We start from the raw sequence: 15613 nt of genomic DNA on the forward strand, positions 1-15613 counted from the left end.
AGCATAAAGTCCGTACCTTAGAAGAACGTTACGTTAAAATATAACAATAGTCTGGTGTAATCTGTTATTTGGATATTGACGATAGCTTAGTTTATGATGTTTATTTTAATCATCATTTAAATTAACACACCATGGATACCAGCACACAACCAACAGATCTGCATGAGCAGATCAATTCCTGGAAGGAAGAAGTAAGAGAAGTAAAAGAAGAAGTAACATTGATGCGGGAAAGGCTCGAGCAAATCGCCCTGAGTAAAGCGCCCAGGGAGGTGATGACGAGAGTGGAACACTTTGAAAACCGTATCCTGCGCCAAAGAGAGGTGGCAGATGAAATGTTCCACGACATTAAGCAATGTGCAAAAAAATTAACGGACGCTCCGTCCTTTGTAGACCATGATGACCGCCCTGTAGAAGACTACACCTCGATGAATGGGCGAATGGAAACTTTCCAGAAGTTATATACGGAATTAAAAAGCGAATTCAATCAGTTCATGTCTGCTCATGGTTAGCGCCTTCATTGATTGCGCGGGCTTTTGATTCAATTTTATGAATGATTTCATCCAGCTGAATGGTGGACTGATGTAGCCATTCCATCAGTTGGGAATTGAAGCGTATATCTTTATTCTCCAGGTCGAACAGTTGTGCGATACTGAGGATAGAGACAACGGGTCTGCGTATTTCATGGGAGTTGATCCATGTGATTTCCTTTAATGTCCGGTTCTGTTCTTCCAGTCGTTTAGCCTGGCGGATATGATGATCTATATCTTGCATCATACCAATCATCCGAACGGCATCTCCTCCTTCATAGGAAATATTAGCCCTGTCAGTAACATATTTGTACTGGCCATCGGCGCATCTGAATCTGTACTCGGCCGACCAGTAATGGCGGTGTGCGAAGGTGGCGTTATCCAGTGAGGCGATTACTGCGTGACGATCTTCCGGATGAATATTATTTTTCCACCATTGGAGGACCTCTGTGAATTTATCATTGCTGTAATGGAAGATGCTGGACAGGCCGTGATTCCAGGCGACCGCGCCAGTTAACAGATTTCTGTCATACACTGCATCATTGGTCGCTTGTGCGAGGAGTTCATACCTTACGCCTTCTTCACTGGCTTTCCTGGCAGCTCTTACCTGACTATCCACATCCTTAGCCATAATGAATCTGGCTTCTTTTCCCCGATAGGAAACTGAGTGGGCGTATATTTCCACAAAGAAGTTGACGCCATTTTTCCGCCTGTGTTTCCAGATGCCACGATATTCTACGCCGTTGCAACGTTCCCGGACATTATCCATCAGGTAGGGTATTTCTTCCTTTTTGCGTATATCCTTTAACGTTAGTTGCAGAAATTCTTTTCTGGAGAAGCCATATTGGGTAACGGCGGCGTTATTGACAGAGAGAAAGCGAAGCGTACTCTTTTCATAGATCCACATGGGAATGGGATGATCGTAGAACAGGCGTTCATACTGAAGGGAGCTGTTATTTTTCCGAACTGTTTGGACAATGAGAAGAATGATTGCAGCTATCAGCAGCAATTCGCCACAGAACAACAGATATTGTACATCTGCTGTAAGAAATTGTATACCTGTATTGGGTGCAAGAAGGAAGTATCCGTTTATGCTTGCCACAATGGTCAACAGGCATATATGAACGATTTTGAGAGGAGCCTTTCGCATTCCTGAAGTTCCTCAATTTTTCGGAAAAAATTGGTGAGCAGAAAAAAATTAATATCAGGCTGAACCTATGATTTATACTTCGATAATAGCAGGCCCATCTGTGATATAGCCGGTACAAGTCAATACCAGTCCTTGTTGCAGGTCGCGGTCTGTGAGTACTTCATTGACAGACATCCAAACTTTCCCTTGTTTGCATACGACGGTACAGGAGCCGCATACGCCTCCTTTGCAGCTATAAGGAAGTGCGATTCCCTGGGCTAATGCAGCATGCAGGATGGGTTCGTTTCCTGGTACCTTCAGGGTGATTTCTTGTCCTTGTAATTGTATGGTGAGTTGTTTAGGAGTGACATCTTCCGGAGTGCCTGTTTTTTCAATTTTAGCGGCTGTATTTACCACGAAATTCTCTTTGTGGAGCTGATCTTCACGGAAGCCAATAAACGTCAGGGTAAGGACGATCATACGCATATAATCCGGTGGGCCGCAGAGGAAGAATTGCGTATCGGCAGCCTGATAGCGGAGATGTTGTTTGACCAGCATTTCCAGCAGGATATTGCTTAGCCGGCGAAATGTGTGCATGGAATCCGGGTCATTGCTGTATAGGTAGATGACTTTCAATCGCGCTGGATATTGTTTTTCCAGCTCCTGGATTTGTTGCAGAAAGATGGTTCGGTCTGGAGCGGAATTGCTGTATATCAGTTTAATATCGGCGCTGGGTTCGGTATGCAGGAAATGGCGCAGGATGGCATAGACAGGCGTGATGCCGCTTCCGGCGGCCAGGAGGAAGATATCTCTTGGCTGGGAGGAGGCGGGGCCTGGAGTGAAGCGTCCGGAGGGTTCCAGGGCGGTAACGATATCCCCTACTTGCCAGGAATGGAGGATATGGCGGGATATTTCTCCGTTTTCCTTCCGTCGGATAGTAACAGCCAGATGGTTATCCAGTCCGGGTGTAGTACTGATGGAATAGGAACGGCGATGGATGATTTGATGTAACTGGATTAGGAAGGTAAGAAACTGTCCTGCCTGGTAATCGATTTTATCGGGCAGGGTATTTTCCAGCAGATAGGTGCGGGTGTCTTCTGTTTCCCTGATAATAGCTGTGATTTTGAGTTCCAGGTACATAATGGGTGGGTAAAAAAAGAGTTACAGGCGTTGGGGCCTGTAACTCTGGTATAATAAAGAACATTTGTTACTTATGCAGTAACGGTAATTTTTTCTTTCAGCATTTCGCGGGCAGCGCGGGCGATACCAGCGGCATCGTAACCACATTCGCGGAAGAGTTCTTCCGGTTTGCCATGTTCGATGATTTTATCAGGAACGCCGAGCATTCTGACATCTGCTTTGTAGTGATGTTGGGCCATGAATTCCAGGACAGCGCTACCGAAGCCGCCGGTGATGGTACCATCTTCCACGGTGATCACTTTATCGTATTGCTGGAATATTTCGTGGAGCAGGGTTTCGTCCAGTGGTTTTACGAAACGCATATCGTAGTGACCTGGCTGGAGACCATCTGCGAGCAGTTCTCTGATGGCTTCCGTTACGAAGTTACCTGGGTGTCCGAGGGAGAGTATAGCGATATCTTTTCCTTCGCGGAGTTTACGGCCGGTACCTGTTTGTATAGCTTTGAAAGGAGTGCGCCATTCAGGCATCACGCCCTGACCGCGTGGGTAGCGGATCACATACGGCAGGTTATTTTCCGGCAGTTGTGCGCTATACATGAGGTTACGGAGTTCTTCTTCGTTCATCGGGGAACTGATGATGACATTAGGGATACCGCGCATATAAGCGATATCGTACACACCGTGGTGTGTAGGGCCATCTTCGCCCACGAGTCCTGCTCTGTCGAGGCAGAAGACTACCGGTAATTTCTGGATAGCCACATCGTGTACTGCCTGGTCGAAAGCGCGTTGGAAGAAGGAAGAGTAGATGTTACAGAACACGCGCATTCCCTGGGTGGCCATGCCGGCGGAGAGGGTTACGGCGTGTTGCTCACAGATACCCACGTCGAAAGCGCGATCCGGCATTTTTTCCATCATGAATTTGAGGGAGGAGCCGGAAGGCATGGCGGGGGTAATGCCGAGGATTTTGTCGTTTTGTTCGGCCAGTTCGATGATGGTATGGCCGAAAACGTCCTGGTATTTAGGTGGCTGAGGTCTTTCAGGTACTTTCTTGAAGATCTCGCCGGTGATTTTATCGAAGAGTCCTGGAGCGTGCCAGGTAGTTTGGTCCTTTTCTGCGAGGGCATAGCCTTTACCTTTAGTGGTAACGATATGGAGCAGTTTAGGGCCAGGAATATCTTTGAGATCCTGGAGGGTATCAGTCAGTTTGGTGATATTATGGCCATCGATAGGGCCAAAATAGCGCATGCCGAAAGATTCGAACAGGTTACTGGATTTGGATACTACGCCTTTGAGGCTGGCTTCCAGTTTGGAGGCCATTTCGCGGGTGAATTTCTTACCTACCGGTAGTTTGCCCAGCAGATTCCATACGTCATCGCGGAGTTTATTGTAGGTAGGAGAAGTGGTGATATCGGTCAGATATTCTTTAAGGGCGCCCACGTTAGGGTCGATGGACATGCAGTTATCGTTGAGGATAATCAGCACGTTTGCATTGGCAACGCCGGCGTGGTTGAGGGCTTCGAAGGCCATACCCGCTGTCATGGCGCCATCGCCGATTACAGCGATATGCTGACGATCGAATTCTCCTTTATAATGGGAGGCCATGGCCATGCCCAGGGCTGCAGATATTGAGGTGGAGGAGTGTCCTACACCGAAAGTATCGTATTCGCTTTCGTCCCTTTTAGGGAATCCGCTGATGCCTTTGTATTTCCTGTTGGTAGGGAATACGTCTCTCCTACCGGTCAGAATTTTATGGCCGTAGGCCTGATGGCCGACGTCCCAAACCAGTTGATCGTAGGGAGTATTAAAAACATAATGCAATGCCACTGTCAGTTCCACCACACCGAGGCTGGCGGCAAAGTGGCCACCATGCACGCTTACAACGTCAATAATGTATTGACGCAGTTCTTCACAAACCTGGTGAAGCTGTTCCTTGCTTAACTTGCGAAGGTCAGCAGGATTATCTAATTGGCTCAACAGTTGACCGGCCGTAATATTCATAATAAGGCTCAGGGTTTATTTAAGGAACAAAAATACGTAAAAAAGCTGTTGATCTGGAGTTCTGGTTGATGGTTTGTTATCAAGCTAATAGTTTCCTAAATTTACAGAAGATCTACAAAATTTCGTCTTAATTGTTTGCTACCCGCTACCTGAACCAGTTAACCGGTCATTGCACCTTTTGTAACATTTAGGTTTCAGTAGGGGCCTCAGAAGGGTATATTTGGTTATATACCTTAGCATTCTAACATATATTAATGTTTAAGAATATTTCAAGATATTGGTGGTGCCAGATTGTTGGATGGTTTTCATATTTCCTGATAAATATTTTGCTACCTACAGGAGCCACACCTGAAAGTTTTTATATCAGCCTCCTTGTCTTTATGGTATTGGGAGTACTGTTCACGCATTTATTCCGTTGGTGGGTAAATAAGTTGAACTGGCAGGCATATCCTTTTGAAAAGCAGGTAATGTTTTTCTTTTGGATGGTGGTGGGGTCCAGTACTTTAATGTTTGTAGGGTTTTTTATTATCATCAAGTATGTATTGGATGTTGACTTTGGCAATCCATTCCGGGCATTGTTGAGTTGTTATTCCATTATGACGGTGTGGTGGATGATATATTATTTATATCACTATATAGAGGCTACCCGTTCGGAGAAGTTGGATCAGTTGACTTTACAGGCGACTGTGAAGGAACTGGAGTTAAAGACGATCAAGGCGCAGTTGAATCCACATTTTATATTCAATGCGTTGAATAGTATCCGGGCATTGGTGGATGAGAATCCACAGCGGGCCAGGACAGCAATTACGGAGTTATCTAACATTTTGAGGAGTTCAATGGCGGCGGAGAAGGCAGAAACGGTGAGTATGGAGAAGGAGTTGAATATTGTGAAGGATTATCTGGCATTGGAAACGATACGATTTGAGGAGCGATTGAATGTTACCTACGATATAGACCCGGAAACATTGGGTTTGCAGGTACCGCCGATGATGTTGCAGACATTAGTGGAAAATGCCATCAAGCATGGTATTTCCAAGACCATCAGTGGAGGGAATGTGCATATATGTTCCCGGCTGAAGGGGTTACAGCATGAGATTATGATTGAAAATACAGGCCAATTTGTGGAAAATGTGAAGAATGGGCATGGTTTTGGTCTTGAAAGTACGCGTCAGCGGTTGAGTTTGCTTTTTGGAAACCGGGCATCTTTTGAGATCAGGAATAAAGATGAACAGATGGTGGAAGCCAGAGTAATAATGCCATTGCTGTAATAAAAAACTGATAACTTTAAACCGCTGTAGCCGGAATCTGTCCAGCTACGGCATTCTTATATTTATTAACTTGATTTAATCATCAACCAAACCTCATATTGCCAATGAAAAAAGCATTGATAATAGATGATGAACGTCTGGCCAGGAGCGAGCTAAAAAAGTTGCTTGCAGACCATCCAGAGATCGTGGTGGTGGGAGAAGCCGTAAATGCGAAGGATGGTATCGAGAAGATAGAGACTTTGCATCCTGATCTTTTGTTCCTGGATATTCAAATGCCTGATAAGACGGGTTTTGAATTATTGCAGGAGTTGGAAAAAATGCCACAGGTAATATTTACCACTGCTTATGATGAGCATGCGCTGAAAGCATTTGAGTACAATGCGCTGGACTACCTGTTGAAGCCGGTAGAGCCTAAGCGACTGGCTGATGCCATTCACAAGTTGCATCAACAGGAAGAGAAAGAGCGTATGGCTGCCACCGGCGCTGTTCGTACTATGTTGTCTGAAAGTGACCAGGTATTTGTAAAGGATGGGGATCGCTGTTGGTTTGTAAAACTGCAGGAGATTCGTCTTTTTGAAAGTGTAGGAAACTATGCCAGAGTGTATTTTGAGTCCAACAAGCCACTGATTCTCAAATCATTAAATGCTTTAGAAGAGCGTTTAGATGAGCGGGTGTTTTTCAGAGCCAACCGTAAGCATATTGTAAACCTGCGTATGATTGAGAAGATTGATACGTATTTCAACGGAGGATTATTACTGGAGATGCGTGGAGGTGAGAAAATAGAAGTAAGCCGCAGACAGGCGGTGAAATTTAAGGAGATGATGTCTCTCTAAATCAATAGATGTTACAAAGTGTGTTGTAAAAAATGACGGCATAGACCGTGCTTGTAAAAGTTGCTATTAAAAATATTAGGGCCCCTGTTTCTGCAGGGGCCCATTTTTATTACAACGCGTTTTAGATCAGATTTATGCTTTTACGGCTGCGTTCACGGAGTGAACAGCATCGGCGAGTTCTTTGATGAGGGAGAGATCATTTTCGATGGCATTACCCACTACGATGATATCGGCGCCAGCTTTGCAGTTGCGGTAAGCTTTTTCTGCATCGCGGATACCGCCGCCCACAATTATTGGGGCGTTTACCTGGCTGGATACTCTGCTGATCATAGTTTCCGTGATAGGGATTCTGGCGCCGCTGCCGGCATCCATATAAATCACCTTCATGCCCAGCATTTCGCCGGCCATGGCAGTACACATAGCTATATCAGCTTTGTCAGAAGGGATGGGAGTTGCATTACTAATGTAGGAAACAGTAGTAGGAGCACCGCCATCAATGACCATATATCCTGTAGAGATAACTTCCAGGCCGCTTTTCTTAACAGCAGCCGCAGATACAACATGCTGGCCTATCAGCAGTTCAGGGTTTCTTCCTGAGATCATAGACAGGTAAAGCAGGGCATCTGCATATCGAGACACCTGCGAAGGGCTTCCCGGGAATAATATAACCGGGATATCGCAACTGGCTTTAAGTTGTTGAACACATTCATCCAGGTGATCGGTAATAACAAGGCTGCCACCAAGGAAGATATAGTCTACTTTGGCAGCTGTACATTTTGCAGCCAGTTCAATGATCCCGGTAGGGGTTACCTTATCAGGATCAATCAAAACCGCGAATGCTTTTTCCTTCTTAGCCTTTCTTTCGATGAACGAATTGTATATTTTATTGTACATCAATAGCGCATTGTTCCGGTTGTCGCAAATGTATAATTTTTTTGTTAATAACCTACATTGATAAATAAATATGCATGACAGTCATTTTTTATTCATGAAGTTCATGATAACTACATCCTTATAAGTGACATATTTCTAATGCGTCGTTTTCTGACAAATTTTGAGCCGGAAATATCGACATGGATGGTTTCTTCTATTAACAATCCAGCCGGCAAAGAGTTTGTACAATTATCCACAAGCTGTGCAAAATAAGTACGTTACTCTACCCAATTAAAAAATTATTTTAGTGGTACCCGCGTAACAGTAACCAGAATTGTCTAATCCTAAGAAAAATTAAGCATGAAAAATCCAGCAAACAGAGAGGCCGGACTTGAGTTCTCCCGTCATTTTACCAAGGCCGGCATCAGCCCCTACGAGCAGTTTGAATATGATTTTCGTTCTTCTGTAATCAGAAATCCTGGAGGCGATATTGTTTTCGAGATGAACAATGTGGAGGTGCCTTCGGGATGGTCGCAAATAGCAACAGATATATTGGCGCAGAAATATTTCCGGAAAGCGGGCGTTCCGCAAGCGGATGGTAGTTTGGGCCGTGAAACCTCTGTGAAGCAGGTGGTGCATCGTATGGCCAACTGTTGGAAAGTATGGGGTGAGAAGTACGGCTATTTTGCATCGCCAAGAGATGCGCAGGTATTTTATGATGAACTGGTCTTTAGCATGCTAAACCAGGGATGTGTGCCTAATTCTCCACAGTGGTTTAATACGGGATTGTTTGAGAGTTATGGTATTAAAGGCAAACCGCAAGGGCATTATTATGTGGAGCAATCGACAGGCAAGCTGGAGAAATCCACTTCTGCATATGAGCGGCCGCAGCCCCATGCCTGCTTCATTCTGAGTGTGAATGATGACCTGGTAAATGATGGTGGCATTATGGATTTATGGCAGCGGGAAGCGCGCATTTTCAAATATGGATCTGGAGTGGGTACCAATTTCAGCCGTATCCGTGGCGAAGGGGAAAAACTCAGTGGCGGCGGCACCAGTAGCGGGTTGATGAGCTTTCTGAAAATTGGAGACCGTGCGGCTGGGGCAATTAAATCCGGCGGCACTACCCGGAGAGCAGCCAAGATGGTGTGTCTGGACCTGGATCATCCGGAAATCATGGATTTCATCAACTGGAAGGTAGAAGAGGAAAAGAAAGTGGGGGCATTAATTGCTGCCGGTTATTCCTCTGATTATGAGGGCGAAGCTTATAAAACAGTATCCGGACAGAATTCGAATAATTCTGTTCGTATTCCTAATAAATTCTTTCATCGGTTGGAAGAAGATGGGGATTGGGAGTTGGTGGCCCGTACTACCGGTAAGCCGGTAAAGACGTTGAAAGCGCGGGAAATATGGGATCAGATAGCCTATGCTGCCTGGCGTTGTGCAGATCCGGGAACGCAGTATGATACTACTATCAATGAGTGGCATACTTGTCCGAAAGGAGGTCGTATCAATGCCTCTAATCCTTGTTCTGAGTATATGTTCCTGGATAATACGGCTTGTAATCTGGCTTCTGTGAACTTGCGCAGATTCTTTGATGATAACAGCAGCAAATTTGATGTGGCAGGATTTGAGTATACGGTCAGGTTATGGACGGTAGTACTGGAAGTTTCTGTGTTGATGGCGCAGTTTCCATCCAAAGAGGTAGCGCAGTTGAGTTTTGATTATCGGACGTTGGGGTTGGGGTTTGCTAATCTGGGTTCTATGTTGATGGTCAGCGGCATCCCGTATGACAGTGAAGAAGCCCGGGGAATAGCGGGCGCCATTACCGCGATTATGACGGGAGTGGCATATCGTACTTCTGCGGAGCTGGCAGCACATCTGGGACCTTTTGCGAAGTTTGGAGAGAACCGGGAAGATATGTTACGGGTGATGCGTAACCATCGGGCGGCAGCGTATGATGCCATAGATGCGTATGAGGGGCTCGAAATCAAGCCGGCAGGGATTCATGCGGTGTATTGTCCGGATTACTTATTAAAAGCCGCTACGAAGGCCTGGGATGAAGCCGTGAAGTTGGGAGAGCTGTATGGTTACAGAAATGCGCAAACGACTGTTATCGCACCTACAGGGACAATTGGTTTGGTAATGGATTGTGACACTACTGGTGTTGAGCCAGATTTTGCCTTGGTGAAATTTAAGAAGCTTTCCGGGGGCGGATACTTTAAGATCATCAATCAGTCGATTCCATCGGCCCTTCACCATCTTGGGTACGCGTCTTCCGAAATCAAAGCTATTGTAGACTATGCCAAAGGAACGGGATCGTTTGCCAGTGCGCCTTACATTAATCATCAATCACTGAGCGAAAAGGGATTTATTGGGGAAGAACTGAAGAAGTTGGATAATGCGGTTGTTTCATCGTTTGATATTGCGTTTGTATTCAATGTGCATACGCTTGGCGAGGAATGCTTGCAACGGTTAGGATTCACACCGGAAGAGTATTTCAGTTTGGAGTTCAGCTTATTGCATGCATTGGGTTTTACGGATGAAGAGATAGATGCAGCGAATGATTATGTATGCGGTACTATGACAGTAGAAGGTGCGCCATATTTGAAAGACGAGCATCTGGCGGTATTTGATTGTGCTAATAAATGTGGCAAACATGGGCAGCGTTACATACATCCGCATGGGCATATCCGGATGATGGCGGCAACACAGCCATTTATTTCAGGGGCTATTTCTAAAACGATCAATTTACCACATGAAGCGGAAGTGGCCGCTATTGCAGATGCTTATATGTTAAGCTGGCAGTTGGGGCTAAAAGCTTGTGCATTGTACAGGGATGGCAGTAAGCTGAGTCAGCCATTGAGTAATAAGAGTGAAAAGCGGAGGAAATCGGAGGTGCAGGTGGTAACTGCTTCTCAGTTAATTGATCTGAATGAACTGAGTACGGAAGAGTTGCTGGAGGAGGTGAATAAGCGGATGCAGGAAAGTAAGGACACTACATTGAAGCGTCAGTTGTCGAGGATTGTAGAGCGTAAAGCGTTGCCGTCTAAGCGGGGTGGATTTACGCAGAAGGCCAGAGTGGGTGGTCAGGCTATTTATTTGCATACCGGAGAGTACGCTGATGGTACGCTGGGTGAGATATTCGTGGATCTGGCGAAGGAAGGATCTACATTAAGAAGTTTAATGAACTGTTTTGCGATTGCTGTGTCGGTTGGATTGCAGTATGGGGTACCATTGGAAGAGTTTGTGGACAAGTTTGTGTTTACTCGTTTTGAGCCGGCGGGGATGGTAGATCATCCGAATATTAAGTCGGCTACTTCATTGGTGGACTTCATTTTCAGGGTATTAGGGTATGAGTATCTGGGCAGGACGGATTTGGTGCATGTGTTGGATGGTCCGGAGAATACGGGAGAGGAAGATGAGGAGTCAGTACCAGGCGTGATGCCATCGTTATCTAATGTTCGGGTAACGGCCGCTGCAAATAGTGCTGGTTCAGCTCCTAAAGTGGTGAAGCCGGCTGTGGCAGCGGTTCAGAAAGGTGAAAATAGTACGCAAGATTACATGCGGAGTATGCAAAGTGATGCGCCTGCCTGTAATGTATGCGGGCATATTACTGTACGTTCGGGAACTTGTTACAAATGTCTGAATTGCGGTAACAGCATGGGTTGTAGCTGAATTGGTGTTGCAACTCTTGTTAATGATATGTTATTTAGGCTCTAAAATTTCAAAGAAAAATAACATGCCCTTACCTTTGTATTCAAATAGGGTTTTCATAGGATAGTAACAAATTGAGGGCGCTTTTCTAGGCGCCCTTTTATTTTTTAAAAACATAGGTATCCTAGACCCACTTCTTACCATCTACTCTGTCTCCGATTATCCTATCGGTTGATAGGGATTTTCATTTTATATAAAATTCGCCTCTTTTTTTCGTTGAATCGAAATATAACTTCGCTTTTTTAGTGGTTTTCCATTATTTACTGTGCCGTGAACGTCATGATATAATTTTATTATATTTGTTATTGTATTAATTTTTATTATGGTTACTGTCCTATGAAAAACCAAATATTCCTACACCGCGTGACTCATCATGCACTGTAAATGACTCTCGAAAGCAATGGTTCGCCCATTGCTTTTGTTTTTTTATGGAACTGTCTCTTTTTTGGGGTTTTTCGTCAATTTTCCCGAAAAAATTTTAACATAATTTAATCCCAAAATAAATTGTATTTTTAGATCCGTAAATTTTGCGCCTTATGAAGAAGCTGTTGTTCTTGCTGTTGGTAGTTTTGGCCGCAGCCGCATCAGCAAATGCCAACACTGGGTTCAAGAATGGGGATAATAATGGAGACAAAAACGGTGGAGATAACAACGATAACCGTAATACTTCCAAGACGATCACTACTAACAAGCCACTTCGAGTGGAAGAGTTTGTTTTCTTGTTTCCCAGGGTAGATGCTCCCGAGAAAGAGAAAGTAGATGAGGGAGAGTTGGAGAAAGCTATTGTGGATCTGTACAAATGGTACCTTCAGAATGAAAATAAGATCAATGCCAATGACTTTCTGAAGTCCAGTGGCAAAGAGTTGTTATTTCCATTTAAAGTGGATCCTAAGGTGCTGCAGCAGTATTTCCTTTTCGTAAAGAAGAATTTTCCTGGTTTCAGCGAAGACGACCTGAGCAATGTTAAGCGGTCTCGCAAGAAAGAAGCCGTTACTGTACGCGACGACATGGATAACCCAATGTCAATTTCCGTTAACAGATAAATTTAGTGGCATTACGTAATGCATGTAGAGTTCAATTATAATAAGGGGGAAGTGTTAAGTGCATTGCGTTATCATTTTATGCATAGAGGCGAAATAAAAGTATTTCGTAACACTATCATCATCTTCCTGCTGGCCACATTTGCAGGCTATGTTTTCCATCTGGTTACTATTGGCGCTTTAACGGGTATCACAGTGATGATACTGGCATTGGTATGGATGTTCTGGTACCTGTTGCCATGGTCTATTTATACGCGTGCCGCTACGTTTAAAGATGAAATCAGACTGAAATTCAAGGATGAAGGTTTATTGATTTCCACCGGTTCCAGCTATCATGAACGTACGATCAGCTGGAGTAAGTTTTCCAGGGTAGTTGAAACAAAAGAATTTATCTATCTATACAGAGATAAAAAGTCGTTTTTCCTCATTCCGGCCAGTGCTTTTGCATCAGAAGAGGCGTATCAGGATTGCGTGAAATTGCTGAAAGAAAAGATTGCTTAGTTGCTCGCAAAGGCGCTAAGGGAAGTCGCAAAGGCGCAAAAGATGTGGAGTGGAGATTGGAGACAATAAGGATATGGAGCGGAGATTGGAGAAGCAAAGGATGTAGAGGGAGGTTGGAGCGTAAAGGATGGAGGGTGAATGGAGATAAATAGTTTTATGAAGATATTGGGCTGACCAGTGAGGAACTGGTCAGCCTTTTTTATGCGTGTCTCCCTATAAATCAAAATTATGGAAGACCCCAAAATGGAGAATGTGATTCATTGTTTTCGCGCCTGAAGTGACTTGCACCAGCTGGTTCATATAGCCGATATCTACTTTGAGATTCGATTTGATCTGATAGCCGCCGGCTACCAGGAAACGGTTTTGATCGAAGAGCAGATTACTGATTTGGTTACCCCAGAGATTCAGGAAAATTTCGTCTTGTAATGCTACATAGAAAGACGTTGGTTCCTTTTTGTATTTAATGGGCAGCTGTGTACGATTGAAATACCGGGTTCTGTTGCCGTATTTCCAGTCGTTTACAGGCTTATGCGGGCCATCTGGATTAGGTTGGCCTACCCAGCGCTGTTCCAGCCGGAAACGGTGCGTCATGTCCACCTTTTTGCTTTTGTGGATATACTGCTGGAAAATGCGGTGTTCTGGCAGCCAGGTATCAGCAGCGTTGCTGTAGGTGGGCACATAGGCATATCCCAGTAATACATGATTTTGTTTGTTCAGCGAGTATTGCAGGCCTCCACGCATCAGGAGTTGGCCCTTGTTGCTGAAACCGTCGCGGAGACGAAGCTGGACATCAAAAGGAATTGCCCACTTATTATTGATTTTAGCGGTACCAAAATAGGTATACCAGTTTTGATAAAGCTGCGTGACATCCTGCGCCGCTGCTTGCTGGCAGACAAACGCCAACAGCAGCAGCCATGAAAATTTTCTGATCATTGCTACTTACGAATATAGGTTGGCGTTAAAGATAAAAATTTGAAGGGGATCTAAAAAGGCAGGATTGTTAATGAAATATAATAATGTATTTAAATGGGAAACGCCCGGACAGCTATAGTAGCTGTTTCCGGGCGTCAGATGATTGTTGTTGTGTTATAGTTGCGACTTTGTTAAAATTTATTGTACCAGAGCTTTGTACCCTTGGTGTCCCCTCCTATTGCTTTGGAGGCTGCCTGGTAATTATTGGGATTCTGTGTGGTTTCAGAGATCAGGTAGGTGAGTCGGTATGGCACGAAAGTAACTTTCGGGTCCACAGAACCGGATACCGGCGCAATGAATAATGGTGAACCGCCAGGTTTGGAGAAATGCAGTCTTGTTCTTTCAAACCATGCCTGGAACCCTTGTGGGTAGAGAGATAACCATTTCTGCGAGCCAATTACGTTGCGCCAGTCGGCCGCATTATAAGGTACTCTGGTCAGATAAGCGCTGATGTCGGCATCTGTGTAATCGGCTTTTGCCAGTGTGCGCCAATATTCCAGGGATGCTTTTACGGCATTGTTGTAGTGTGTAGCGGGATCGCCTACACTCCAGCCTCTTGCGGCAGCTTCTGCGAGAATGAATTCCACTTCAGAGTAACTCATGAGAATACCGGGCATAGTAGCGCTGTATACTTGTGTTCCGGGGAAAGAGTATTCATTTGGCGGGAGTCTGTTTTTATCAGAGCTGGAGGTGCCATAGGCCAGGCCTTTAATGGTATCCGAGTTCCTGGAAGGACGCGCATAGATATTCAGGCGTGGGTCCTGTACACTTTTCATATAGTCGACCAAAGTAGAGGTTACGAAAAACTCGCTTATTTCCCTTTCGGAGTCGTTATACGGAAACTTGTTGGGAGCTGCATTCAGGTATTGGAACTGGGCATTATCGGCGTTACTGCTGAGGGCATTTTGCCAATGTGCTTCAATGATCTGTTGTGCCAGCTGTGGGTTTGCGTCTGCCATGCGGATGGCCATACGAAGCATCAGCGAGTGTGCCAGCTTTTTCCAGAGAGCAACGTTCCCGTTATAGATAATGTCGCCGGAATTGAAGCTGCTTTGGTGTTCATCCATTACTGTAATCTGTTGCTGAAGGGTGTCCAGCAAAGATTTGTAGATGGTTTGTGCGTCATCGTATGCCGGCGTGATATTGGTAGTTACCTGGAATGCCTGTGAATATGGAATATTCCCGTAGGTATCTGCAAGGATCTGGTAGATCCAGGCTTTCATGATCAGCGCAATGGCATTCTGGTTGGCGATGCCGGTTTTACTGGCTTTGGAATTGTTTTGTTTTACCAGGTCGTCCAGGTTGTGGAGGGCTGTGCTGTACAAGGTATTCCAGAGAGCGGCGTTATTCCCTTCATCCAGCTGGTACTGGGCATCGTTGGTGCGGGAGTTGCCTGTCCAGAACTGCGCATATTCCATGGCGATATAACCATTTTGCAATCCGCTGTACAATACGTCCATGGCGGATTTTTGAGCGCCTGTCAGTAGATATTGAGGCTGCGTCTCCGTAGGTTTTGTTGGGTTACGGTTATATTCATCCAGTTTTTTACAACCGGTGAAAGTTGCTGTGATGGCCACCAGGGCTATAGTGCTGTATCTTGTTATCTTATTCATCAT

The 15613-nt window shown here is 45.1% G+C and carries 12 protein-coding genes; 6 read left to right on the forward strand and 6 right to left on the reverse strand.

Annotated features, from left to right (window positions below; translation table 11 throughout):
• The first annotated feature begins 131 nt into the window (after positions 1-131).
• Positions 132-509, forward strand: coding sequence for a hypothetical protein (locus tag CLV59_RS24585; protein WP_111594751.1), 378 nt, complete (start codon positions 132-134; stop codon positions 507-509).
• Here CLV59_RS24585 and CLV59_RS24590 read toward each other — a convergent pair.
• The 3 genes from CLV59_RS24590 to dxs all read right to left on the reverse strand — a co-directional run bounded on the left by CLV59_RS24590 (position 490) and on the right by dxs (position 4793).
• On the reverse strand, positions 490-1677 hold the full coding sequence (locus CLV59_RS24590) for a PAS domain-containing protein (protein ID WP_111594752.1): 1188 nt from the start codon (positions 1675-1677) through the stop codon (positions 490-492). The genes CLV59_RS24585 and CLV59_RS24590 overlap by 20 nt on opposite strands.
• Before the next feature lie 72 nt (positions 1678-1749).
• Positions 1750-2796: a ferredoxin--NADP reductase gene (locus tag CLV59_RS24595; protein ID WP_111594753.1), complete on the reverse strand. Its 1047-nt coding sequence runs from the start codon at positions 2794-2796 to the stop codon at positions 1750-1752.
• A 71-nt stretch (positions 2797-2867) separates the two neighbouring features.
• A complete protein-coding gene (dxs, locus tag CLV59_RS24600) occupies positions 2868-4793 on the reverse strand; it encodes a 1-deoxy-D-xylulose-5-phosphate synthase (RefSeq protein ID WP_111594754.1) in 1926 nt (641 codons plus the stop codon).
• A gap of 254 nt (positions 4794-5047) precedes the next feature.
• Here dxs and CLV59_RS24605 point away from each other — a divergent pair, with 254 nt between their 5' ends.
• Together CLV59_RS24605 and CLV59_RS24610 are read left to right on the forward strand one after the other, a co-directional pair.
• On the forward strand, positions 5048-6061 hold the full coding sequence (locus tag CLV59_RS24605; protein ID WP_111594755.1) for a sensor histidine kinase: 1014 nt from the start codon (positions 5048-5050) through the stop codon (positions 6059-6061).
• Between the two features lie 104 nt (positions 6062-6165).
• The gene (locus CLV59_RS24610; RefSeq protein WP_111594756.1) at positions 6166-6894 is read left to right on the forward strand and encodes a LytR/AlgR family response regulator transcription factor; all 729 of its coding nucleotides are present in this window, start codon (positions 6166-6168) and stop codon (positions 6892-6894) included.
• Positions 6895-7026: 132 nt separating this feature from the next.
• On the opposite strand, the gene CLV59_RS24615 is transcribed toward CLV59_RS24610, so the two are convergent.
• Positions 7027-7788, reverse strand: coding sequence for a geranylgeranylglyceryl/heptaprenylglyceryl phosphate synthase (locus tag CLV59_RS24615; protein ID WP_111594757.1), 762 nt, complete (start codon positions 7786-7788; stop codon positions 7027-7029).
• Positions 7789-8127: 339 nt separating this feature from the next.
• Between CLV59_RS24615 and CLV59_RS24620 the strand changes: the two genes are divergently transcribed.
• The 3 genes from CLV59_RS24620 (at position 8128) to CLV59_RS24630 (ending at position 13025) form a co-directional block, all read left to right on the forward strand.
• A complete protein-coding gene (locus CLV59_RS24620) occupies positions 8128-11445 on the forward strand; it encodes a vitamin B12-dependent ribonucleotide reductase (protein ID WP_111594758.1) in 3318 nt (1105 codons plus the stop codon).
• 575 nt (positions 11446-12020) lie between these two features.
• Positions 12021-12527: a hypothetical protein gene (locus CLV59_RS24625; protein ID WP_111594759.1), complete on the forward strand. Its 507-nt coding sequence runs from the start codon at positions 12021-12023 to the stop codon at positions 12525-12527.
• Between the two features lie 18 nt (positions 12528-12545).
• Positions 12546-13025, forward strand: coding sequence for a YcxB family protein (locus tag CLV59_RS24630; RefSeq protein ID WP_111594760.1), 480 nt, complete (start codon positions 12546-12548; stop codon positions 13023-13025).
• Between the two features lie 213 nt (positions 13026-13238).
• On the opposite strand, the gene CLV59_RS24635 is transcribed toward CLV59_RS24630, so the two are convergent.
• Both CLV59_RS24635 and CLV59_RS24640 read right to left on the reverse strand, forming a co-directional pair.
• Positions 13239-13958, reverse strand: coding sequence for a DUF2490 domain-containing protein (locus tag CLV59_RS24635; protein WP_111594761.1), 720 nt, complete (start codon positions 13956-13958; stop codon positions 13239-13241).
• Between the two features lie 170 nt (positions 13959-14128).
• Positions 14129-15613: a SusD/RagB family nutrient-binding outer membrane lipoprotein gene (locus CLV59_RS24640; protein ID WP_170137916.1), complete on the reverse strand. Its 1485-nt coding sequence runs from the start codon at positions 15611-15613 to the stop codon at positions 14129-14131.

This window comes from Chitinophaga dinghuensis (assembly GCF_003259435.1).
In the GTDB taxonomy this organism is placed as follows: domain Bacteria; phylum Bacteroidota; class Bacteroidia; order Chitinophagales; family Chitinophagaceae; genus Chitinophaga; species Chitinophaga dinghuensis.

What these genes read in the sequence shown, in the direction of transcription:
- CLV59_RS24605 (WP_111594755.1), top strand. Translation starts at nt 5,048, where the DNA reads ATGTTTAAGAATATTTCAAGATATTGGTGGTGCCAGATTGTTGGATGG.
- CLV59_RS24595 (WP_111594753.1), bottom strand. Translation starts at nt 2,796, where the DNA reads ATGTACCTGGAACTCAAAATCACAGCTATTATCAGGGAAACAGAAGAC.
- CLV59_RS24640 (WP_170137916.1), bottom strand. Translation starts at nt 15,613, where the DNA reads ATGATGAATAAGATAACAAGATACAGCACTATAGCCCTGGTGGCCATC.
- CLV59_RS24630 (WP_111594760.1), top strand. Translation starts at nt 12,546, where the DNA reads ATGCATGTAGAGTTCAATTATAATAAGGGGGAAGTGTTAAGTGCATTG.
- CLV59_RS24585 (WP_111594751.1), top strand. Translation starts at nt 132, where the DNA reads ATGGATACCAGCACACAACCAACAGATCTGCATGAGCAGATCAATTCC.
- CLV59_RS24620 (WP_111594758.1), top strand. Translation starts at nt 8,128, where the DNA reads ATGAAAAATCCAGCAAACAGAGAGGCCGGACTTGAGTTCTCCCGTCAT.
- dxs (WP_111594754.1), bottom strand. Translation starts at nt 4,793, where the DNA reads ATGAATATTACGGCCGGTCAACTGTTGAGCCAATTAGATAATCCTGCT.
- CLV59_RS24635 (WP_111594761.1), bottom strand. Translation starts at nt 13,958, where the DNA reads ATGATCAGAAAATTTTCATGGCTGCTGCTGTTGGCGTTTGTCTGCCAG.
- CLV59_RS24625 (WP_111594759.1), top strand. Translation starts at nt 12,021, where the DNA reads ATGAAGAAGCTGTTGTTCTTGCTGTTGGTAGTTTTGGCCGCAGCCGCA.
- CLV59_RS24615 (WP_111594757.1), bottom strand. Translation starts at nt 7,788, where the DNA reads ATGTACAATAAAATATACAATTCGTTCATCGAAAGAAAGGCTAAGAAG.
- CLV59_RS24590 (WP_111594752.1), bottom strand. Translation starts at nt 1,677, where the DNA reads ATGCGAAAGGCTCCTCTCAAAATCGTTCATATATGCCTGTTGACCATT.
- CLV59_RS24610 (WP_111594756.1), top strand. Translation starts at nt 6,166, where the DNA reads ATGAAAAAAGCATTGATAATAGATGATGAACGTCTGGCCAGGAGCGAG.